Origin of the sequence: Mesorhizobium sp. C268A, assembly GCF_040324475.1 — a bacterium.
GTDB lineage: Bacteria > Pseudomonadota > Alphaproteobacteria > Rhizobiales > Rhizobiaceae > Mesorhizobium.
Genome location: NZ_JAMYVX010000001.1, coordinates 583,878 through 603,539, shown reverse-complemented (window position 1 = coordinate 603,539; position 19,662 = coordinate 583,878). Strand labels below are relative to the sequence as shown.

General features: G+C 62.8%; 22 protein-coding genes. 14 read left to right on the top strand and 8 right to left on the bottom strand.

The genetic code is table 11. The features are described from left to right. Positions 1-210: 210 nt before the first annotated feature. On the bottom strand, positions 211-618 hold the full coding sequence (locus NKL06_RS03055) for a hypothetical protein (protein ID WP_023682929.1): 408 nt from the start codon (positions 616-618) through the stop codon (positions 211-213). A gap of 192 nt (positions 619-810) precedes the next feature. On the opposite strand from NKL06_RS03055, the gene NKL06_RS03050 reads away from it, so the two are divergent. After that, positions 811-1,215, top strand: a complete 405-nt coding sequence (locus tag NKL06_RS03050; RefSeq protein ID WP_023672921.1) for a MarR family winged helix-turn-helix transcriptional regulator — start codon at positions 811-813, stop codon at positions 1,213-1,215. Positions 1,216-1,236: 21 nt separating this feature from the next. On the opposite strand, the gene NKL06_RS03045 is transcribed toward NKL06_RS03050, so the two are convergent. Next, positions 1,237-3,303 carry a putative bifunctional diguanylate cyclase/phosphodiesterase gene (locus tag NKL06_RS03045; RefSeq protein ID WP_023672920.1) on the bottom strand — a complete coding sequence of 689 codons (2,067 nt, stop codon included), beginning with the start codon at positions 3,301-3,303 and terminating at the stop codon, positions 1,237-1,239. A gap of 310 nt (positions 3,304-3,613) precedes the next feature. Between NKL06_RS03045 and NKL06_RS03040 the strand changes: the two genes are divergently transcribed. The 3 genes from NKL06_RS03040 (at position 3,614) to NKL06_RS03030 (ending at position 6,609) form a co-directional block, all read left to right on the top strand. Beyond that, a complete protein-coding gene (locus NKL06_RS03040) occupies positions 3,614-4,801 on the top strand; it encodes a glycine C-acetyltransferase (protein ID WP_023694421.1) in 1,188 nt (395 codons plus the stop codon). 131 nt (positions 4,802-4,932) lie between these two features. Then, on the top strand, positions 4,933-5,967 hold the full coding sequence (gene tdh, locus NKL06_RS03035; protein ID WP_023672918.1) for an L-threonine 3-dehydrogenase: 1,035 nt from the start codon (positions 4,933-4,935) through the stop codon (positions 5,965-5,967). Between the two features lie 18 nt (positions 5,968-5,985). Next, positions 5,986-6,609 carry a DUF4304 domain-containing protein gene (locus tag NKL06_RS03030; protein WP_023694420.1) on the top strand — a complete coding sequence of 208 codons (624 nt, stop codon included), beginning with the start codon at positions 5,986-5,988 and terminating at the stop codon, positions 6,607-6,609. A 31-nt stretch (positions 6,610-6,640) separates the two neighbouring features. Here NKL06_RS03030 and NKL06_RS03025 read toward each other — a convergent pair whose 3' ends face one another. Beyond that, positions 6,641-7,078 (bottom strand): MarR family winged helix-turn-helix transcriptional regulator, encoded by a 438-nt coding sequence (locus tag NKL06_RS03025; RefSeq protein WP_031208795.1) that lies wholly within the window; start codon positions 7,076-7,078, stop codon positions 6,641-6,643. A gap of 122 nt (positions 7,079-7,200) precedes the next feature. On the opposite strand from NKL06_RS03025, the gene hmgA reads away from it, so the two are divergent. The 5 genes from hmgA to NKL06_RS03000 are packed head-to-tail and all read left to right on the top strand — an operon-like array spanning position 7,201 to position 11,264. Beyond that, complete coding sequence (gene hmgA, locus NKL06_RS03020) at positions 7,201-8,514, top strand: homogentisate 1,2-dioxygenase (RefSeq protein ID WP_023694418.1); 1,314 nt, start codon at positions 7,201-7,203, stop codon at positions 8,512-8,514. Positions 8,515-8,524: 10 nt separating this feature from the next. Further along, positions 8,525-9,412, top strand: a complete 888-nt coding sequence (locus NKL06_RS03015; protein ID WP_023694417.1) for an MBL fold metallo-hydrolase — start codon at positions 8,525-8,527, stop codon at positions 9,410-9,412. Further along, positions 9,409-10,422, top strand: a complete 1,014-nt coding sequence (locus NKL06_RS03010; RefSeq protein ID WP_023694416.1) for a fumarylacetoacetate hydrolase family protein — start codon at positions 9,409-9,411, stop codon at positions 10,420-10,422. The genes NKL06_RS03015 and NKL06_RS03010 overlap by 4 nt, the downstream gene beginning before the upstream one ends. A gap of 12 nt (positions 10,423-10,434) precedes the next feature. Beyond that, positions 10,435-10,731 (top strand): hypothetical protein, encoded by a 297-nt coding sequence (locus NKL06_RS03005; RefSeq protein WP_023694415.1) that lies wholly within the window; start codon positions 10,435-10,437, stop codon positions 10,729-10,731. Next, on the top strand, positions 10,728-11,264 hold the full coding sequence (locus tag NKL06_RS03000) for a DinB family protein (RefSeq protein WP_023694414.1): 537 nt from the start codon (positions 10,728-10,730) through the stop codon (positions 11,262-11,264). Before NKL06_RS03005 ends, NKL06_RS03000 begins: the two co-directional genes overlap by 4 nt. 3 nt (positions 11,265-11,267) lie before the next feature. On the opposite strand, the gene NKL06_RS02995 is transcribed toward NKL06_RS03000, so the two are convergent. Both NKL06_RS02995 and hppD read right to left on the bottom strand, forming a co-directional pair. Further along, positions 11,268-11,492, bottom strand: a complete 225-nt coding sequence (locus NKL06_RS02995) for a type II toxin-antitoxin system Phd/YefM family antitoxin (protein ID WP_023694413.1) — start codon at positions 11,490-11,492, stop codon at positions 11,268-11,270. A 57-nt stretch (positions 11,493-11,549) separates the two neighbouring features. Next, entirely contained in the window at positions 11,550-12,665 is a 1,116-nt protein-coding gene (hppD, locus tag NKL06_RS02990; RefSeq protein ID WP_023694412.1) for a 4-hydroxyphenylpyruvate dioxygenase, read from the bottom strand. 139 nt (positions 12,666-12,804) lie between these two features. On the opposite strand from hppD, the gene NKL06_RS02985 reads away from it, so the two are divergent. Together NKL06_RS02985 and NKL06_RS02980 are read left to right on the top strand one after the other, a co-directional pair. Then, positions 12,805-13,272 (top strand): Lrp/AsnC family transcriptional regulator, encoded by a 468-nt coding sequence (locus tag NKL06_RS02985; RefSeq protein WP_023694411.1) that lies wholly within the window; start codon positions 12,805-12,807, stop codon positions 13,270-13,272. A 34-nt stretch (positions 13,273-13,306) separates the two neighbouring features. Continuing rightward, complete coding sequence (locus NKL06_RS02980; RefSeq protein ID WP_155927374.1) at positions 13,307-13,693, top strand: hypothetical protein; 387 nt, start codon at positions 13,307-13,309, stop codon at positions 13,691-13,693. A gap of 9 nt (positions 13,694-13,702) precedes the next feature. On the opposite strand, the gene NKL06_RS02975 is transcribed toward NKL06_RS02980, so the two are convergent. After that, positions 13,703-14,041 (bottom strand): protein tyrosine phosphatase family protein, encoded by a 339-nt coding sequence (locus NKL06_RS02975; protein ID WP_023672907.1) that lies wholly within the window; start codon positions 14,039-14,041, stop codon positions 13,703-13,705. 206 nt (positions 14,042-14,247) lie between these two features. Here NKL06_RS02975 and NKL06_RS02970 point away from each other — a divergent pair, with 206 nt between their 5' ends. Continuing rightward, a complete protein-coding gene (locus NKL06_RS02970) occupies positions 14,248-14,592 on the top strand; it encodes a RidA family protein (protein WP_023682919.1) in 345 nt (114 codons plus the stop codon). 121 nt (positions 14,593-14,713) lie between these two features. Here the strand turns inward: NKL06_RS02970 and hutC are convergent, their stop codons facing one another. Both hutC and NKL06_RS02960 read right to left on the bottom strand, forming a co-directional pair. Next, positions 14,714-15,454: a histidine utilization transcriptional repressor HutC gene (gene hutC, locus NKL06_RS02965; protein ID WP_023694409.1), complete on the bottom strand. Its 741-nt coding sequence runs from the start codon at positions 15,452-15,454 to the stop codon at positions 14,714-14,716. Continuing rightward, a complete protein-coding gene (locus NKL06_RS02960) occupies positions 15,451-16,803 on the bottom strand; it encodes a formimidoylglutamate deiminase (protein ID WP_023694408.1) in 1,353 nt (450 codons plus the stop codon). Before NKL06_RS02960 ends, hutC begins: the two co-directional genes overlap by 4 nt. Before the next feature lie 88 nt (positions 16,804-16,891). Here NKL06_RS02960 and hutI point away from each other — a divergent pair, with 88 nt between their 5' ends. Continuing rightward, complete coding sequence (hutI, locus tag NKL06_RS02955) at positions 16,892-18,127, top strand: imidazolonepropionase (protein WP_023807911.1); 1,236 nt, start codon at positions 16,892-16,894, stop codon at positions 18,125-18,127. Beyond that, positions 18,124-19,662, top strand: a complete 1,539-nt coding sequence (gene hutH, locus NKL06_RS02950; RefSeq protein ID WP_023694406.1) for a histidine ammonia-lyase — start codon at positions 18,124-18,126, stop codon at positions 19,660-19,662. Before hutI ends, hutH begins: the two co-directional genes overlap by 4 nt.

Genomic DNA, 19,662 nt, shown 5'->3' with positions numbered 1-19,662 from the left:
CGGCCTACGGCTTGTTCCAAAGCTCGATCTCACCCTTCCGGCGGGCGCAACTCGATCGATCAAAGTGATGGGTGGCGCGCAGCCAAACCTCTGTGCGGAGAGCCACCTTGCACATCCGTCCGAACTGCGCGCCGCGTACGCTACCAGCCGAGAGCCAGGCGACGCACGATGCGGAATGGTCTTCAACCGGGAGGCGACGTGCGGCAGGGCTCAAATCATCCTGGCGGTCGCCATGCAAAGCACGGTGAGCACCAGCAGCCAGGCGGCGATGCGCTCGCCGCGGGCCATTTTGGTGCGCAGCGCCGCTTCCGTTGCGACGTCCGCGCCGGCAAGCTGCCGGCTGGTCTTGCGGACGACGACGCTGAGAACGCCGGCAGCGGCGAAGGCGGCCAGGATGCCTAGCGCCAGCACCATTTCCATCGAGCCGAAATAGGCGCCGTGGAAGAAATACCAGAGCAGGGCGCCGGTCACGAACACCATGCCGGCCGAGCCCATTTGCGGTCCGATAAAGCGCTCCGCCCTGATCTCGGGGTCGCGGGCAAGCGTGATGGTGGTGCCGGCCCAGAACACACCGGCCATGACGTGAAGGCCGATAACGACGATGTAGACATATTGCATGACCGCTTCCTCCTTGCCCGCCGCCCGTCCTCGGATCCCTGTCGAATGCAGGATGATACGAACTCGGTAGATCGACACGCATGATAGTTAGGTATCAAATGGTTCGATGTCAATGTATAATGCCGCGTTCCATCGCTCGGCGCCTTGTTCTACTGTCGGCGCATGACTCCCTTTGACCGTCCGCCAATCGGCATGAATCTCGCGCGCACCTCCAAGCTGGTGGCGCAGGCATTTGACGCCGCTTTGGTCGAGGCCGGGGGCACGCTGCCGGTGTGGCTGACCTTGCTTTCGGTCAAGTCGAGCGAGCTTGCCAACCAACGCGAACTTGCCGGCATGATCGGCATCCAGGGCGCCACGCTCACCCACCATCTCAACGCCATGGAGGCGCAAGGCTTGCTGACGCGCCGCCGCGATCCGGACAACCGCCGGGTTCATCTGGTCGAGCTGACGCAGGCGGGCGAAACGATGTTCCTGAAGCTGCGGGCGGCGGCTCTCATCTTCGACAAGCGGCTGCGCGCGGGATTGCCGGACGACAGGCTGGCGGAGTTCGCCGAGGTGCTGGCGGCATTGCGGGCGAATGTCGCGCCGGCCAAATGACCGGCACCGGTGGGCAATAGTCTAGGCTAAATTGCCCTGAAGCACCTTCAGCTTGGCTTTCTTCGGGCTGCGCGCCAGCAGCCATTCGCGCGCTTTGTCCTGCGGCATCGGGAAGGCGATGGAATAGCCCTGCACCTGATCGCAGCCGATTGCCATCAGCGAATCGAGCTCGGCTTCGGTTTCCGCGCCCTCGGCGACGATCGAAATGCCGAGACCGCGCGCCAGCTCGGTGATGGCGCGCACGATCTTGGTGTTGTCGCCATTCTCGTTGATGTTCTGGACGAAGCGGCGGTCGATCTTCAGCCGGTCGATCTCGTTGGGATTGACGTGGCTGAGCGAGGCATAGCCGGTGCCGAAATCGTCGAGCTCAAGATGGACGCCGGCAGCGCGGATGTGGCGCAGCTTCGCCGCGATGCCCGTCTTCTCGTCGTCGAGAATGACGGATTCGACGATTTCCAGCGACAGTTTCTGCGGAGCAAGGCCGGCCTTTTCCAGCGTCGCGAACAGGAAGCGGTCGAAGTCGGGTTCGCGCAGCTCGGTGCCGGACACGTTGACGGCAAGCCGGCCGAAAGCGATGCCGGCGCGATCCCATTCGGCTGCTTGCTCGATCGCCTTGGTAAAGACGATGCGGCCGATCTCGGGCATGAAGCCGCATTTTTCGGCGACCGGAATGAACTCGCCCGGCGCAATCATGCCGCGCTCGGCATGCTTCCAGCGCACCAGCGCCTCGATGCCGCTGATGGCGCCGTTGCTCAGCGACACCTGCGGCTGGAAATAGACTTGGAAGGCGTTCTCCGAAATCGCGACCTTGATGTCGTGCTCGAGCTGCTTGCGGTAGTCTAGCTCGCGCCTGAGTTCCTCGGAGAAGAACGAGAAGCTGCCGCCGCCGAGCTTTTTGGCGGAATAGAGCGCGAGGTCGGCGTGGACGAGCAGATCCTCGGCATTGTCGGCGTCGATGGGATAGACGGCAATGCCGGCGCTGGCCCCTGGAAGGATGGTCGTGCCCTGGAAGGTAATCGGCTCGTTGATCTCCTCCAGGATGCGCCGGGCCAGCATGTTGATGTCCTCGGGGCCGCCGGCGCCATTGAGGATCATCACGAATTCGTCGCCGCCAAGGCGCGCGCAGAGATCCGACGCACGGCAGGAATCGCGCATGCGCTGCGCGGTGACGACCAGCACATAGTCGCCGGCGGCGTGGCCGAGTGTGTCGTTGATCTGCTTGAACCGGTCGAGGTCGAGCTGGATGACCGCCAGCCTCTCGCGCCGGCGATGCGCGCCCTTGATCAGCGTTTCGAAGTGGTCGGTCAGGAAGGTGCGGTTGTGCAGGCCGGTCAGCCCGTCATGTACGGCGATGAAGGCCATCGAGTTGCGGGCATCGACAAGCTCGTGCGTCTTGCGCAGGATCGCCTTCGACATCGGCCGGAAGATGAAAAGCGCCACCAGGACGATGACGCCGATGGTGGCGTAGAACAAGGTGCGATGGAGATCGAGGAGCTTTTCCGACCGCTCGTCTGCGAATGCGGCGATGCGTTGGCCGAGCGCGGCATAACCCGACAGCGTCGCATTGGCGACGGAAGCATCGAGATTGACGCGCTCGCCGCCGCCCTTGTAGGCGGCATTGCCGGAGAGCTGGGATTCGAAGGACGAGATCAGCCTTTCGCCATTGGCGACCAGCCCGACCGAGAAATAGTCGAGGTGGAACGGCTTGCCGTAAAGGACGCTCTCGATCGACTTTGGATCGGACAATGCTGGCGACAGTGGGTCGGCTCCCGTCTGTTTGAGCAGCAGGTCGTAGTTCGTCTCGAACTCGGCGGTCGCCTGTTTCAGCGCGGCAACCAGGGCCGGCTGCTTGTCACGCGCGGCTGAGCCGGTTGCGCTGGTCAAAAAGACAATGCGCTGCGACAGCGCCTTCTGGGTGCTGACGATGTCGAGCAGAGTATGGTTGTGCTGTTGCGCCGCCATCATCTGCTGCAGCAGGATGAAGGAGGCCATCACCATGGCGGCGATGATCAGCAGCGCCAGCCAGTAGCCGCTCTTGATCAGCAGGATGAGTTTGCCCGAGACGGTTTGCGCCGGCTGCTGCGACATATTCTAGGTGACCCCTCGGTCGACGGATTTCTGCCACTGATTCGTGGCGAGAAGACCATTGGCTTGAAAGGGTTAACAGGTCTGGAAGCCGGCGGAACTGTTGCTTCGGCAGTAAACGAAAGCTGCCGAGATGGTTATCATGTTCTTTCGCGGCATAGCCGTATTCGCGTGCCTGCTACTCCAGCATGCGGGCCATGCGATCGGGTCGCGCCAGGGTTGAGCCCGCCGTGCCACCGAAACGGTCGCTTTTGCGATGGATTTTTAGTGCGCGTAGCGCGACAGTCGCGCCAATCTCAACAGGACCTGATCCATGAGCGCGGCATTCCTCTCCCATATCGACAACGAACTGCAAGGGCTGAAATCCGCCGGGCTCTACAAATCCGAGCGGGTGATCACCTCGACCCAGTCGGCTGAGATCGAAGTCGGCGGCGACAAGGTGCTGAATTTCTGCGCCAACAACTATCTCGGCCTCGCCGACAGCTCAGAATTGCGCGATGCAGCCAAAGGCGCGCTCGACCGCTACGGCTACGGCATGGCCTCGGTGCGCTTCATCTGCGGCACGCAGGAAGAGCACAAGCAGCTTGAATCAACGATTTCATCATTCCTCGGCATGGACGACACCATCCTCTACGGCTCCTGCTTCGACGCCAATGGCGGCCTGTTCGAGACACTGCTCGGCGAGGATGATGCGATCATTTCCGATGCGCTGAACCATGCCTCGATCATCGACGGTGTGCGGCTGTCGAAGGCCAAGCGTTTCCGCTACGCCAACAACGACATGGCCGATCTCGAAGCCCGGCTGAAGGAGGCGAAAGACTGCCGCTTCCGCCTGATCGCCACCGACGGTGTGTTCTCCATGGATGGCATCATCGCCAATCTTAAAGGCGTCTGCGACCTCGCGGAAAAATACGACGCCATGGTCATGGTCGACGACAGCCATGCCGTCGGCTTCGTCGGCAAGAACGGCCGCGGCTCGGCCGAGCATTGCGGTGTCGAGGGCAGGGTGGATATCATCACCGGCACGCTCGGCAAGGCGCTCGGCGGCGCCTCCGGCGGCTACACCTCCGGCAAAAGCCAGGTCGTCGACTGGCTGCGCCAGCGCTCGCGGCCCTATCTCTTCTCCAACACGCTGATGCCGGCGATCGCCGGCGCCTCGATCAAGGTGTTCGAGCTGATCCGAAATGGCGACGCCCTGCGCCAGCGCCTATATGCCAATGCGGCGCGCTTCCGGTCCGAGATGGGCAAGCTCGGCTTCACGTTGGCCGGCGCCGATCACCCGATCATCCCGGTGATGCTGGGCGATGCCAGCCTGGCGCAGGAAATGGCGGCGCGCATGCTGAAGCGCGGCATTTATGTCATCGGCTTTTCGTTCCCGGTGGTGCCGAAAGGCCAGGCGCGCATCCGCACCCAGATGTCGGCGGCGCACTCCAGCGCCGACATCGATCGCGCCGTGGCGGCATTCGCGGCGGTCGGCAAGGAATTGGGCGTGATTGGCTGAGAGTTTTACCCTCCCCCATGTCGGGAGGCGGGGTGGGGGTCTGCAGGGTCACGACCTCCGCCAGTTTTTTGACCCCCATCCGGCCCTTCGGGCCACCCTCCCCGCAAAGGGGGAGGGTAAGGAGTTGTAGCATGTCGAACATGATGAAGGCGCTGGTGAAGGCCAAGGCCGAACCGGGCATCTGGATGGAAGAGGTGCCGGTGCCGGAGATCGGCCCTAACGACGTGCTGATCAAGGTCAAGAAGACGGCGATCTGCGGCACCGACGTCCACATCTACAATTGGGACCAGTGGGCGCAGAAGACCGTGCCGGTGCCGATGGTGACCGGCCATGAATTCGTCGGCACGGTGGCCGATTTCGGCGCTGCGGTCACCGAATACAAGGTCGGCCAGCGTGTCTCCGGCGAAGGTCACATCGTCTGCGGCCATTGCCGCAATTGCCGCGCCGGCAGGGGGCATCTCTGCCGTAACACGCTCGGCGTCGGCGTCAACCGCCCCGGCGCCTTCGGCGAATATCTGGCGATCCCGCAGCACAATGTCGTGCCGATCCCCGACGATGTGCCCGACGAGATCGCCGCGATCTTCGATCCCCTGGGCAATGCCGTCCACACCGCTCTGTCCTTCGACCTGGTCGGTGAAGACGTTCTGGTCACCGGCGCCGGGCCGATCGGCATCATGGGCGCGCTCGTTGCCCAATGTGTGGGGGCGCGAAAAGTCGTCATCACCGACATCAACCCGGTGCGGCTGGCGCTGGCCAAAAAGCTCGGCGTCCAGCATGTCGTCGATGCCTCGAAGGAAAAACTGCGCGACGTTATGCCGGCGCTGGGCATGACCGAGGGTTTTGACGTCGGCCTCGAAATGTCGGGCGCCGCGCCCGCCTTTCGCGACATGATCGACACCATGAACAATGGCGGCAAGATCGCCATTCTGGGCATCGCGCCGACCGGCTTCGAAATCGACTGGAACAAGGTCATCTTCAAGATGCTGCACTTGAAGGGCATCTACGGCCGCGAAATGTTCGAGACTTGGTACAAGATGATCGCCCTGGTGCAGGGGCCGCTGGATGTGTCGGGTCTGATTACGCACCGCATTGGGATCGACGATTTCCAGACGGGGTTTGACGCGATGCGGAGCGGCAGTTCGGGCAAGGTGGTGATGGATTGGTGAGGCACGTGTGGGTGCAAGATGGCGGACAATGAGCACGGTCGTATCATTGCCTCGCAGGCAAAGCTCGTACTGAAGCCGGCCGGATTTCGACGCAAAGGGCAGTCCCGAATCTGGATCGCCGATCGCGGCTTCTGGCTAAGTGTAGTCGAGTTCCAGCCCAGTTCCTGGTCCAAGGGCACTTACCTTAACGTAGCAGTCCACTGGCTCTGGGGTTCGCTTCCGGAAACGATTACCTTCGATCGCGTTGAGCGCATTGGACAGTTCGTTCCGTTCGAGAGCCCGCCACAGTTTCTTCTCGCGGTTGATCAAATGGCCAAGAAGGTCGTCGAAATCGATCAGGTTCACCGATCGATGTTCCCTTCCGTCCAGGCGACAGCGAAAATCCTCGTGAGTGAATTGCAGCCGGGCGCCTACGGCGAGTGGGCGGCCTTCCACGCCGGGGTGGCGGCTGGTTTGGCCGGTGATTTTGAAACGGCAAGGCGACTGTTTGAAAGCGCTCAAAGACACGCGGCTTCGCAAGCGCAGGCGCTTCTAGCCTACATTGATGATCCGGCGGCATTTCGAAGCCGTGTCAGAGGCTTCATTGAAGCCGAACGCGCCTATTACGGTCTAGGGGCGTTGCCTGCCGCATTCGCGATCTGATTTCAGCGACGGTCGAACTTATGGGAAGATCTCAACCCAAGGTGAGTTTTGCCTCCAGCGCCGCCACCCCATTCACAATCGCCGCCCGCTCTTCCGTACCAAGCCTCTCCAGCAACTCCCGTTCAAACGCCTTCGCCAGCGGCACCATTTCGCCATAGGCCGCCAGCCCCGCCTTCGTCAGCGCCAGATGCTCTACACGTCGATCATTCTCGTCGGTTGTGCGTACCAGCCAGCGTCGCCGCTCGAGCTCGGCCACGGCGCGCGACACCTTGGTCTTGTGCATGGCCGACTGTTCGCCAAGCGCTGTCGCCGTCATGGTGCCGCGCTGTCCGAGCCCTGACAGCGTGCGCCATTCCGGCCGCGTCAGGCCGTGGCGGTCGCGGTAGATTTTTGAAAATTCGCGGCTGACGGCGTCGGCCAGCCGGTAGAGCCGATAGGGCAGGAAGCTTTCGAGTTCGAGGATTTCCATCTGCACCATGGATGCGGCATTCGCCCGTTGATAGTTACATTTTCGATGGTTACAAATGAAACCAGTTTGGTCAACATCGCCGGCAAGCAGCGCTTTGCGGGGCCGGGTTCAGGGAGGATCGGATGACCTTTTCCTACATGCCGGGCTTCGGCAACGACTTCGAAACCGAGACGCTGCCCGGCTCGCTGCCGCAGGGGCGGAACTCGCCGCAACGGCCGGCTTACGGGCTCTATGCCGAACAGCTATCGGGCTCGCCCTTCACCGCGCCGCGCGGCACCAATGAGCGTTCCTGGCTCTACCGCATCCGGCCGAGCGTAAAACACACCGGCCGCTTCAAGGCAGCGAGCTATCCCCTGTGGAAGACAGCACCCAATGTCGGCGACCACGAACTGGCGCTCGGGCAGTATCGCTGGAGCCCGGTGCCGATGCCGAGTGAGCCGACCGACTTCATCGCCGGCATGCGCACCATCACCACTGCCGGAGATGTGCTGGGCCAAAGCGGCATGGCCGCGCATGTCTATGTCGCCAACCGATCGATGGTCGACGATCATTTCTTCAATGCCGATGGCGAGTTGCTGATCGTCCCCCAGGTCGGCGCCTTGCGCTTCGTCACCGAGATGGGTGTCATCGAGCTGCGGCCCGGCGAGATCGCCGTGCTGCCGCGCGGGCTGGTGTTCAAGGTCGAGCTCATCGACAAGGAAGTGCGCGGCTATATCTGCGAAAACTACGGCGCCAAGCTGACGCTGCCGGACCGCGGCCCGATCGGCGCCAACTGCCTGGCCAATCCTCGCGATTTCAAGACGCCTTGCGCCTGGTTCGAGGAGAAGGAAACGCCGTGCCGGCTGACGGTGAAATGGTGCGGCAATTTCCATGTCACCGAGATCGGCCATTCGCCGCTCGATGTCGTCGCCTGGCACGGCAACTACGCCCCCTACAAATATGATCTGGCGACGTTTTCTCCGGTTGGCGCCATCCTGTTCGACCATCCCGATCCGTCGATCTTCACCGTGCTGACGGCGCCGAGCGGCGAGGAGGGCACCGCCAACATCGACTTCGTCATCTTCCCGCCGCGCTGGCTGGTGGCGGAGGATACGTTCCGCCCGCCCTGGTACCACCGAAACATCATGAGCGAGTTCATGGGCCTGATCCACGGCCAGTATGACGCCAAGGAGGAAGGTTTTCTCCCGGGCGGCATCAGCCTGCACAATCTGATGCTGGCCCACGGCCCAGACGCGCCTGGCTTCGAAAAGGCCTCGCGCTCGGAGCTGAAACCGGTCAAGCTCGACAACACCATGGCCTTCATGTTCGAGACCCGATTCCCGCAAATGCTCACCCGCTACGGCGCCGAGCTTGAAACGAGGCAGGACAATTACATCGATTGCTGGACCGATCTGAAGAAGCGTTTCAACGGCACGCCGGAGGGCGACTGGTCTTGAGATCAGCCCAGTGAACGACCGGCTGGTGCTTCTCGGCTCCAAGGGCGGCCCGGCGCTGCGGCCGGGCGGGCCGTGGCCGAGTTCGTCGCTGCTGGAGCTTGGCGGGCGAACCATCGTCGTCGATTGCGGGCTCGGCGTCACGCGCGGTCTGGTCGATTCCGCCGTCAGCCTGAAGGCGCTCGACCTGATCTTCGTCACCCACCTGCATTCCGACCATGTACTGGAACTGGGTCCGTTGCTCCACACCGCCTGGACCGCCGGCCTCGCCAGCCCGGTGACGCTGTTCGGACCACCCGGCACCGGCCAATACTGGCGCCGCTTCTGCCAGGCGATGGAGTTCGACATTGAAATTCGCATCGTCGATGAGGGCAGGCCGGACATTCGCGAAATGGCTTCGATCGTGGAATTCGGCGAGGGCGAGATTTTTGCGCAGCGCGGCCTGAAGGTCTCGGCACTGCGCGTCGACCATCCGCCGGTCACGGACTGTTTCGCGCTGCGTTTCGACCACGCCGGCAAAAGCATCGTCTTCTCGGCCGACACAGCCTTCTTTCCGCCGCTCGCAGGCTTTGCCCGAAATGCCGACATTCTCGTCCATGAGGCCATGCTGGAAGAAGGCATCGAGCGGCTGGTCGCCAGGACCGGCAATGGCGCGCGGCTGAAGGAGCATCTGCTTGCCAGCCACTCATTTGCCGAGCAGGCAGGCCGCATTGCCAGCGATGCCGGGGTGAAGAGGCTGGTGCTCAACCACCTCATTCCGGCCGATGATCCCGAGATCGGCGAGGCCGACTGGGAGGCTGCTGTCAGGAAATCGTGGGTGGGTGACTTGACGATTGCCCACGACGGCCTTGTTGTAAACTTAGACGGCGCCAAAGCCGCATTAGGAGAGGAAACCGCATGAAGCTTGCCACATTGAGGGACGGGACGCGCGACGGAAAGCTTGTCGTCGTCTCGCGCGACCTGACGCGCTTCACCGACGCCTCGTTCCTGGCGCGCACGCTGCAGGCGGCACTCGACGACTGGCAGCGGATTTCGCCGCACCTGGCGACGATCGCCGAATCGCTGGAGAACAATGCGGTGCCGTCGGCACGCTTCCATGAACATGACGCCCATTCGCCGCTGCCGCGCGCCTATCAATGGGCCGATGGCTCTGCCTATGTGAACCATGTCGAGCTGGTGCGCAAAGCCCGCGGCGCAGAGATGCCGGCAAGCTTCTGGACCGATCCGCTGATCTACCAGGGTGGCTCGGATTCCTTTATCGCGCCGCGCGAGCCGATCCGCGCGGCGGACGAAGCCTTCGGCATCGACATGGAGGCGGAGGTCGCCGTCGTCGTCGACGATGTGCCAATGGGCGCCAGCCTCGACCAGGCGCGCGCTGCGATCCGGCTGGTCATGCTGGTCAATGATGTGACGCTGCGCGCGCTCACCGGACCCGAACTCGCCAAGGGGTTTGGCTTCTTCCAGTCGAAGCCGTCCTCGGCTTTTTCGCCGGTGGCGGTGACGCCGGACGAACTCGGCGACGCCTGGGATGGCGGCAAGGTCAACCTGCCTCTGCTCGCCGACGTCAACGGCAAGCCGTTCGGCCGTGCCAATGCCGGCGTCGACATGACCTTCGACTTCCCGGCGCTGATTGCCCATGCCGCAAAGACACGGCCGCTGGTTGCCGGCACCATCATCGGTTCCGGCACCGTCTCCAACAAGCTGGATGGCGGGCCGGGCAAACCGGTGGCGGCCGGCGGCGCCGGCTATTCCTGCATCGCTGAACTGCGCATGATCGAGACCATTGAGTCTGGCGAGCCCAAGACGCCGTTCCTGCGCTTTGGCGATACGGTGCGTATCGAGATGAAGAATAAAAGCGGAAACTCGATCTTCGGCGCCATCGAGCAGAAGGTCGAGAAGTCCCAGGCATAAGAGGGGGCAATAGTGACGGGAGAGGCGTTCTACCTGCTGGCCGGCGTCTGGGCGCTGGCCATTCTGGTGGTCTTCATCCAGGCGATCCGGCTGAGCTACCGCATCGAGGCGCGCTCGCCCGATCTGACCAACCGCAGTGGCTACCCGCGCAAGGCGATGATGTTCCACACCATCACCAACACCAATGTGGCGCGGGACGAGGAGACGCAGGCGATGCGGCGGCGCATGAACCGGCTGCTGCTGATCGTTGTCGCCGGCTTCGCGGTGATGGCGGCTGGCATTGGCCTGATCAGACGAATGAACGCGTGACCCTGCTCGAGCATTTCAGCCGCATGGCCGGCAACAATCTCTGGTCGAACGACCGGCTCTATCGCGCCGTGCTGCAGCTAAAGCCCGGCGAATTCGAAGCCGAGCGCACAAGCTTCTTCCCGTCGATCAAGGCGACGCTCAACCACATCCTCGCGGTCGATCATCTCTATCTCGATTTTCTCGAAGAAGGCGGCGTCGGTGCGGCCGCTTATGACGACTACGTGCCGTTCGATGTGCCGCAGGCGCTGTTTGCCGCCCAGGTCGCAGCAGATCGACGCCTAATCGCCTTTTGCGAGAAGCTGTCGGAGGCGGATCTCGACCGTCAGGTCATCACGGACCGGCGCGAGGACGGCATGATCCCCGAAAAGATCGGCGACATTCTCGCCCATGTCTTCCTGCACGACATCCACCATCGCGGCCAGGTTCACGCGATGCTCTCGGGCAGCTCGGTCGCGCCGCCGCAGCTGGACGAGTTTTTGCTCGATTATGATTTGAAGGTGAGGAAGGAGGAGGTCGAGCGGCTGGGCCTCTGACCTTTATCTGGTGTACTCGTTCCATTCAGGGCCGAGTTTGTCGAAATCGTCAGAAATCCAAATCTTGCCCTTCAGGGCACCTATGCGCGACAACAAGTCTTCTCGAACTGGTGCCACGAGCCGCGCCGCGATCTTGCCGTGACGAGTGATGACTATCTCCTCGCCGGCTTCCGCGCGGCCGACGAGTTCCGCTAGTTTGGCCTTTGCTTCGGTTATGGAGACGTTCACGGGTTGACCCTTTTTATCGAAACTTAGATCAAGGCCGATCGAGCCGCAAACGGGGGTTCAGGCCGCCTTGCCGTCGACCTTGATCACGCCGCGCTTGATCTGGTCCTGCTCGATCGACTCGAACAGCGCGCGGAAATTGCCTTCGCCAAAACCTTCGTCGCCCTTCCTCTGGATAAATTCGAAGAAGATCGGGCCGATCACGGTTTTGGAGAATATCTGCAGCAGGATCTTGGTCATGCCGCCGTCGACCACGCCTTCGCCGTCGATCAGGATGCCGTGCTTCTTCATCCGCTCGATCGGCTCGTCATGCCCGTTCACCCTGTTGTACGACATGTCGTAGTAGGTCTCCGGCGGACCGGGCATGAACTTCAGCCCGTTGTCGGCAAGCTTGTCGGTGGCGGCGTAGATGTCGTCGGTCCCGACGGCGATATGCTGGATGCCTTCGCCATTGTACTTCTTCAGGTATTCGGCGATCTGGCTGGTGTCGTCCTTGGATTCATTTAGCGGAATGCGGATCTTGCCGCAGGGCGAGGTGATGGCGCGGCTGACGAGGCCGGTGATCTTGCCGTCGATGTCGAAGAAATGGATCTGCTTGAAGCCGAACAGTTCGCGATAAAAGTCCCACCATTTGTCCATCTGGCCGCGATAGACATTGTGGGTGAGGTGGTCGAGGAAATAGAAGCCGACGCCTTGCGGCCGCGGGTCGCGTTCGCCCAGCCACTCGAACTCGGCATCGTAGGCCGAGCCCTTCTTGCCATAGGCTTCGATGAAATAGAGCAGCGAGCCGCCAATGCCGACAATGGCCGGCACGTCGAGCGCCTTGTCGTTGCCGTCGTAGGGCGTGGCGCCTTTCGATACCGCATGCTCGAACGCATGCTTTGCATCGACCACGCGCCAGGCCATCGAGGCGGCGCAGGGGCCGTGCTTGTCGACGAATTTCATCGCATGCGAGCCTGGCTCGGCATTGACGACATAGTTGATGTCGCCCTGGCGCCAGACGGTGATGTCTTTCGTGCGGTGCTTGGCGACCGCGACATAGCCCATGCGGGTGAACAGCTCGGCGAGCTTCTGCGGCTCCGCATGCGCGAACTCGACGAACTCGAAACCGTCGGTGCCGGCGGGGTTTTCCTTGCTGATCTTGGCGGGCGGGGCGTCGTGCGGGAAGGGACCCATGGCATTCCTCCAAACGGATGGTGGCCGCATCGGACCACGAGATGACGCATGATAGTACGAAGCGACCGCACGGTGCTTGCATTCAAACGCTTGAAATGATCATCTGGTGCGTAACTCATGCATGATTGGAGGTGAATCGATGAATGACGCGCGCATCGATCAATTTGACCGCAAGATAATGGCTCTCTTGCAGGGCGACGCGCGGCTCACCAATAACGATCTCTCGGAGCGCGTGAACCTGTCGGCATCGCAATGCTCGCGCCGCCGCCAACGGCTGGAGGAAGACGGCTTCATCAAGGGCTATCGCGCCGTGCTCGACCGCGACAAGCTTGGATTCTCGCTGGTCAATGTCATCTCGGTGACGCTCGCCACCCATAACCGCGACAATGCCAGGCGCTTTGGCGAACTGCTGGCCCGGCTGCCCGAGGTGCAGGAGGCGCACGCGCTGACAGGCGAGATGGATTATATCTTGAAGGTGGTGACGCCCGACCTCAAATCATTGTCGGAATTCGTCAACGGCGTGCTGCTGCCGCATGAATCGGTGCAGCATGTGAAGACAGCGATCGTGCTTGAGACATTGAAGGAAACCGGCGCGCTACCGATTTGAGTGGATATGATATCGGCACTTCGATACCGTTAATTTGCATTTGGAAAGTTCAGGCTGTGGGGAAGATGGTCAGTTTTCAGCTCGTCGCTATTGTTTCTTTGGTGTTGGACTAGTGCTGTACACAATAGGTAGTTTTATCTATTTCGCGCGGCATCCCAAGGGCTTCGACGCAATGTTCCAAATTCCCTTTTACATCAATCCCTTCCGGTCACCTCCGGCATCTCCACTTGGAGGCTTCGTACGAGGCATATTCACAGATCCGCAATCCCGCTGGTGGTGCATTATCGGCGTTCCGATCGGTCTTGTGGGCTTTGTCTTGCTCGTTGCCAACACTGTCCCACTTGGTCAGATTGCCATGACCACCGCCGTTTTCGCTATCTTCTTTGGCGTGCGCGAACTGATGGCCAGAAGACGCCGCTGATTCCCCAGGTCAGCCCTTGGACTGCTGGATCAGCCCGTAGAGATTGGTGCAGCGCGCGCCGGAGCGGCAATAGGCAAACACCGGGCCTTCGAGCGCGTCGAGCGCTTCGGCCTGATCTTCGACATTCTCGGCTGTGATCTGGCCGCTGATCACCGGGATGTAACGGAAGGCCAGCCCCGCGGCTTCGACCGCCGCCTTGACGCTGTCGGCCGAAGGCTGGTCGGGCTGCTCGTCATCCGGCCGGTTGCAGATCACGCTCTTGAAACCGGCTTCCTTGATGGCGGCGGCATCTTCGGGCTGGATCTGGCCCGAGACCGAATAGTCCTCGCTGATTTCGCGATATTCCATGGCTCTCATCCTCCAATCTGGTTTGGCGCAAAGTCTTGCCACTCTCACACGAGGTCGGCAATCCGCGCCGGAAAGAAATCCCTCGGCGCAGATAGACATTTGCGGCCCAAGATCCAACCCAGGCTCAAGAGGTTTCGCGCTGTTGGCCTTGCCCGAAGCGGGCAGCGACTCTAAACAGGCGCACCGACAAACGAAGGAACCATCCAATGAGCATTCGTCGCATCGATGTTGGCCCGCGCATGAGCCAGATCGTCATCCACGGCAACACCGTCTATCTCGCCGGCCAGGTCGGAACGCCCGGCGCCAGCGTTGGCGAACAGACCAGGTCGATCCTCGCATCTATCGACGAACTGCTGGCCAAGGCCGGCACCGACAAGACCAAGATCCTGCAGGCGATCATCTGGCTGGCCGATATGGGCACCTTCGCCGAGATGAACAAGGAATGGGACAAGTGGGTCCCGCAAGGCAACACGCCCGCCCGCGCCACGGGTGAGGCCAAGCTTGCAGGGCCGGAATATGTGGTCGAGATTATCGTTACGGCGGCGATTTAAAGTGCAGCCTTCTACCTCCCCCTTGTGGGGAGGTCGGACCGAAGGTCCGGGCGGGGGCTGGCGCCGACCCCCACCCCGCTGCTTCGCAGCGACCCTCCCCACAAGGGGGAGGGTAAAGGAGCTACCCCTGCGAAGGCTTGAACCTCGCCACCAACGTGTGGCTCTCCGCGGCGTAGGTGAACCTCACCTGCGTCACCGGGTGCTCGGCGCTCCAGGTGCGGCGCTCGACCACCAGGCATGGTGCGCCGGCTGCGATGTCGAGCGCTTCGGCCATGCGCTTGTCCGCCGCCACAGCGCGGATGCGGTGCTCGGCCTCGCTCCAGGGCACGCGGCCGATCAGCCAGGGGCCGGGTGCGATGTCGAGAAACTCTTCCTCGCCGGCTTCCGCGACGGCGGCGAGATTGATCAGCCGCTGTTCGTGCGCGAATGGCCGCTTGCCGGCGAAATGCCGGCATTCAAGCGCCAGCACCTGTCCAGCCGCTCCCAATTCCAGCAAGGCGCGATCCTCGGCGCTGCTGCGCCTTTTCTGCCGCGCCAAGCGCTCGTAGCGATAAGCCAGGCCAAGCGCCTCGACCTCGATCCTGATGTCGTGGATTTCCAGCACCGCAGCCTGCGACTGCGGCTGGCGGACAAAGCTGCCCGAACGGCGGCGGCGCTCTATCAGCCCGGCCTTGGCCAGCTGCGACAGCGCCTTGTTCACCGTCATGCGCGAGCAATTGTATTCGGCCGTCAACTCGTGCTCGAACGGGATGCGGTGACCCGGCGCCCAGGCGCCGGACATTATTTTCTCGCTGATGTCGGACAGGATGCGCTGGTGCAGCGAACCGCCGCCTTCCACCGCCGCTGTCTCTGATATGCTCATGCCGAAAGCGCCGTCATCACATGGCGAAAGCGCTCGGCGATCGTCTCGCGCCTGGAATGCCGGCCGCCGCTGACCTGTTTTTTTCCGTGCACCCAGACGCAATCGACCTTGCCGCCATTGGCAAAGATCCAGGCGTCGAGGATCGCATCGCCACTTTTTCCGGCCAGCGAAGGATGGTTTTCGTCGAGTGAGACGAAATCGGCTGCGGCACCGGCGGCGATCCGCGACGGGCCGGCGCCGAGTGCAGTGCTGCCGCCATCGCGGGCCGCGTCGAACAGAGCCCGCCCGGTCGAGCCGCCGGCCACCGCCAGCACATTGCGGGCGCGGTGTGCGAGGCGCTGCGAATATTCGAGCTGGCGCAATTCATCCGGCAGGCCGATCAGCACGTTGGAATCCGAGCCGACGCCGAAGCGGCCGCCATGTTCGATGAACAGAGGTGCTGAAAAGGTGCCGTCGCCGAGATTGGCCTCGGTGATCGGGCAAAGCCCGGCAATGGCGCCGCTTCTGGCCATGCCGGTTGTCTCATCCTCGGTCATGTGGGTGGCGTGGATCAGGGACCAACGCTTGTCGATCCCGGCATTGGCGAGCAGCCATTCGACCGGTCGCGCACCCGACCACGCCAGGCAATCCTCGACCTCCTTCACCTGCTCGGCGACGTGGATGTGGATCGGTCCGTCCGGCGCAATGGCGGCAACAGCGCTGAGTTCCTCCGGCGTCGCGGCGCGCAGGCTGTGCGGGGCGACGCCAACGACAGCCTGATTCAACGCACGAACCGATTCGCGGCTTTTCTCAAGCAAGCGTTCGAACCGATTCACATCGTTGATGAATCGCCGCTGGCCTTCGTTGGGCGCAGCGCCGCTGAAGGAGGAATGGGCATAAAACACCGGCAGCAGCGTCAGGCCGATCCCGGTTTCGCCGGCGGCCGCGGCAATACGTTCGGCCATCTCGGCAAGGTTGGCATAGGGTTTTCCGTCGCGATCGTGGTGGAGATAATGAAATTCGCCGACGCGCGAGAATCCGGCCTCCAGCATTTCGACATAAAGCTGGGCGGCGACCGCCTCGACCTGGTCCGGCGTCATCGACAGCGCAAAGCGGTACATCACCTCGCGCCAGCTCCAGAAGCTGTCGGCGGAGGGACCGCGCAGTTCGGCAAGCCCGGCCATGCCGCGCTGGAAGGCGTGGCTGTGCAGGTTCGGCATGCCGGGCACCAGAATGGCGTGGCGTTCGTCGTCGGCTTGCTGCGAAGAGCCCGGCTCGACTGCCGTGATGCGACTATCGGTCAACGAAATCCGCACCTTGTCATGCCAGCCATCGGCCAGCAGCGCCTGTTCCGCAAAGATCGCCGTCACGTTTTTCTCCGCGTTCCATGAACAATGCACTTGCAGTGCATTTCAATATGTATATACATAATCGCCATCCAAGCAACGGAAAAAGATGATGGCGGCACAAGACAAAAGCCGGGCAGGGGGCCTTCAGCTTTGGCGCAATGCGCGCCTGGCAACCATGGCGGAAGGCGTTGCCGGACTGGGCATCGTCGAAAAGGGCGCGATCATCGCCCGTGACGGTCTCATCGTCTATGCCGGTCCGGAAGCCGAGATGCCGTCAGCGTTGGCTCAGGGCGGCGAGACTACCGATTGCAAAGGCCGTTGGATCACGCCCGGTCTCATCGACTGCCACACCCATCTCATCCATGCCGGCAACCGTGCCAACGAGTTCGAGATGCGGCTGGCCGGCGCCAGCTATGAGGAAGTCGCCCGTGCCGGCGGCGGCATCGTCTCCTCGGTCAAATCCCTGCGTGCCGCGAGCGAAGACGAACTGGTTGCGCAGACTCTCCCGCGCCTTGACGCGCTGATGGCCGAGGGCGTCACCACGGTAGAGGTAAAGTCGGGTTACGGGCTCGATCTCGGAAATGAACGGAAGTCGCTTCGCGCCGCGCGGCAACTGGACAAGCAACGCCCGGTCACGGTCCGCACCACCTTCCTCGGCGCGCATGCGCTGCCGCCGGAAGCAAAAGGCGACAAGGACGCTTTTGTCGATCTCGTCGCCAACACCATCCTCCCCGCAATCGCCGCCGAGGGCCTGGCTGACGCCGTAGACGGCTTTTGCGAGGGCATTGCCTTTTCGCCGGAGCAAATCGCCCGCGTGTTCGACAAGGCCAAGGCGCTTGGCCTGCCGGTAAAGCTCCATGCCGACCAGCTGTCGAACCTGCATGGCGCCGAACTCGCCGCCCGCTATGGCGCGCTGTCGGCCGACCATCTCGAATACACCGACGAGGCCGGCGCCGCAGCGATGGCCAAGGCCGGCACCGTGGCGACCATCCTGCCCGGCGCCTACTATTTCATCCGCGAAACCAGGAAGCCGCCGATCGGCCTGTTTCGCCAGCACGGCGTCAAGATGGCGGTCGCCACCGACAACAATCCCGGGACGTCGCCGCTGACCTCGCTGTTGCTGACCATGAACATGGCCGCGACGCTTTTCGGCCTGACCGTCGAGGAGTGCCTGGCCGGCACCACTCGCGAGGCTGCCCGTGCGCTGGGATTGCTCGGCCAGACCGGCACGCTTGAAGCAGGGAAATCCGCCGACCTGGCGATCTGGGACATCGAGCGTCCGGCCGAACTCGTCTACCGCATGGGCTTCAACCCGCTCCATGCCCGCATCTGGAGAGGACAATGACCGAACTTAACCTGAAGCCCGGCAATGCATCGCTGGCCGACTGGCGCACCATCTATCGTGGCGCCGTGCCGAAGCTCGACGCTGCCTGCCGTCCGAAGATCAAGGCCAGCGCCGAGGCTGTCGCCCGTATTGTCGCCAAGGGTGAGCCGGTCTATGGCATCAACACCGGCTTCGGCAAACTGGCCAGCGTCCGCATTCCGGCCGCCGATTTGGAAACCCTGCAACGCAACATCGTTTTGTCGCATGCCGCCGGCGTCGGCGAGCCGATGCCGGTCGCTGTGGTTCGGTTGATGATGGCGCTGAAGCTGGCCAGCCTGGCGCAGGGCGCGTCGGGCGTGCGGCCGCAAACCATCGAATTGCTGGAAGCGATGCTGGCCAACGACGTCATCCCCGTCGTGCCGGCGCAGGGCTCGGTCGGCGCCTCCGGCGATCTCGCGCCGCTGTCGCACATGACGGCGGTGATGATCGGCGTCGGCGAATGCTTTACACCGCATGGCCGCTTCCCGGCCAAGGTCGCTTTCATCTCGCACGGCCTGGAGCCCGTGACGCTCGGCGCCAAGGAAGGTCTGGCGCTGCTCAACGGCACGCAGTTTTCCACCGCCTACGCGCTGGCCGCTCTGTTCGAGGCCGAAGTGCTGTATCAGTCGGCGCTGGTCGCCGGGGCGCTGTCGACCGACGCTGCCAAGGGCTCCGATGCACCCTTCGATCCGCGCATCCATCTCCTCAGAAAACACCCGGGCCAGATCGAGACGGCGGCAGCGCTGCGCAATCTGATGGCCGGCAGCGCTATCCGTGAATCGCATCGCGTCGGCGATGAGCGCGTGCAGGATCCGTACTGCCTGCGCTGCCAGCCGCAGGTGATGGGTGCGGCGCTCAGCGTGCTGCGCCAGGCCGCCGATACGCTCGGCACCGAGGCCAACGGCGTCACCGACAATCCGCTGATCTTCGCCGAGGACGATACTGCGCTTTCAGGCGGCAATTTCCACGCCGAGCCGGTGGCTTTCGCCGCCGACATGATCGCGCTCGCCGTCTGCGAGATCGGCTCGCTGTCGGAACGCCGCATCGCCATGCTGGTGGACCCGGCGCTGTCCGGCATGCCGGCCTTCCTGACGCCGAAGCCCGGCCTGAACTCCGGCTTCATGATCCCGCAGGTGACGGCGGCGGCGCTCGTCTCTGAGAACAAGCAGAAGGCCTATCCGGCAAGTGTCGATTCCATCCCGACCTCGGCCAACCAGGAAGACCATGTCTCGATGGCCGCACATGGCGCGCGCCGGCTGATCGGCATGGTCGAGAATGCGACAGCCGTCATCGGCATCGAACTCCTGGCCGCCGCGCAGGGCTGCGATTTCCATGCGCCGCTGGCGTCGAGTGCAGCTCTGGAAGCGGTTCGCAAGCTGGTCCGCGCCGAGGTGCCGCATCTCGACAATGACAGGCATTTCCACCCTGACATGGAAAAAGCCATCGCCATGGTGCGCAGCGGCGCTGCCATCAAGGCTGCGAGCGCGGTGACATTGCCTTCGATCTCGGGAGTCTGA

What these genes read in the sequence shown, in the direction of transcription:
- NKL06_RS03055 (WP_023682929.1), bottom strand. Translation starts at nt 618, where the DNA reads ATGCAATATGTCTACATCGTCGTTATCGGCCTTCACGTCATGGCCGGT.
- NKL06_RS03050 (WP_023672921.1), top strand. Translation starts at nt 811, where the DNA reads ATGAATCTCGCGCGCACCTCCAAGCTGGTGGCGCAGGCATTTGACGCC.
- NKL06_RS03045 (WP_023672920.1), bottom strand. Translation starts at nt 3,303, where the DNA reads ATGTCGCAGCAGCCGGCGCAAACCGTCTCGGGCAAACTCATCCTGCTG.
- NKL06_RS03040 (WP_023694421.1), top strand. Translation starts at nt 3,614, where the DNA reads ATGAGCGCGGCATTCCTCTCCCATATCGACAACGAACTGCAAGGGCTG.
- tdh (WP_023672918.1), top strand. Translation starts at nt 4,933, where the DNA reads ATGTCGAACATGATGAAGGCGCTGGTGAAGGCCAAGGCCGAACCGGGC.
- NKL06_RS03030 (WP_023694420.1), top strand. Translation starts at nt 5,986, where the DNA reads ATGGCGGACAATGAGCACGGTCGTATCATTGCCTCGCAGGCAAAGCTC.
- NKL06_RS03025 (WP_031208795.1), bottom strand. Translation starts at nt 7,078, where the DNA reads ATGGAAATCCTCGAACTCGAAAGCTTCCTGCCCTATCGGCTCTACCGG.
- hmgA (WP_023694418.1), top strand. Translation starts at nt 7,201, where the DNA reads ATGACCTTTTCCTACATGCCGGGCTTCGGCAACGACTTCGAAACCGAG.
- NKL06_RS03010 (WP_023694416.1), top strand. Translation starts at nt 9,409, where the DNA reads ATGAAGCTTGCCACATTGAGGGACGGGACGCGCGACGGAAAGCTTGTC.
- hppD (WP_023694412.1), bottom strand. Translation starts at nt 12,665, where the DNA reads ATGGGTCCCTTCCCGCACGACGCCCCGCCCGCCAAGATCAGCAAGGAA.
- NKL06_RS02985 (WP_023694411.1), top strand. Translation starts at nt 12,805, where the DNA reads ATGAATGACGCGCGCATCGATCAATTTGACCGCAAGATAATGGCTCTC.
- NKL06_RS02975 (WP_023672907.1), bottom strand. Translation starts at nt 14,041, where the DNA reads ATGGAATATCGCGAAATCAGCGAGGACTATTCGGTCTCGGGCCAGATC.
- NKL06_RS02970 (WP_023682919.1), top strand. Translation starts at nt 14,248, where the DNA reads ATGAGCATTCGTCGCATCGATGTTGGCCCGCGCATGAGCCAGATCGTC.
- hutC (WP_023694409.1), bottom strand. Translation starts at nt 15,454, where the DNA reads ATGAGCATATCAGAGACAGCGGCGGTGGAAGGCGGCGGTTCGCTGCAC.
- hutI (WP_023807911.1), top strand. Translation starts at nt 16,892, where the DNA reads ATGGCGGCACAAGACAAAAGCCGGGCAGGGGGCCTTCAGCTTTGGCGC.
- hutH (WP_023694406.1), top strand. Translation starts at nt 18,124, where the DNA reads ATGACCGAACTTAACCTGAAGCCCGGCAATGCATCGCTGGCCGACTGG.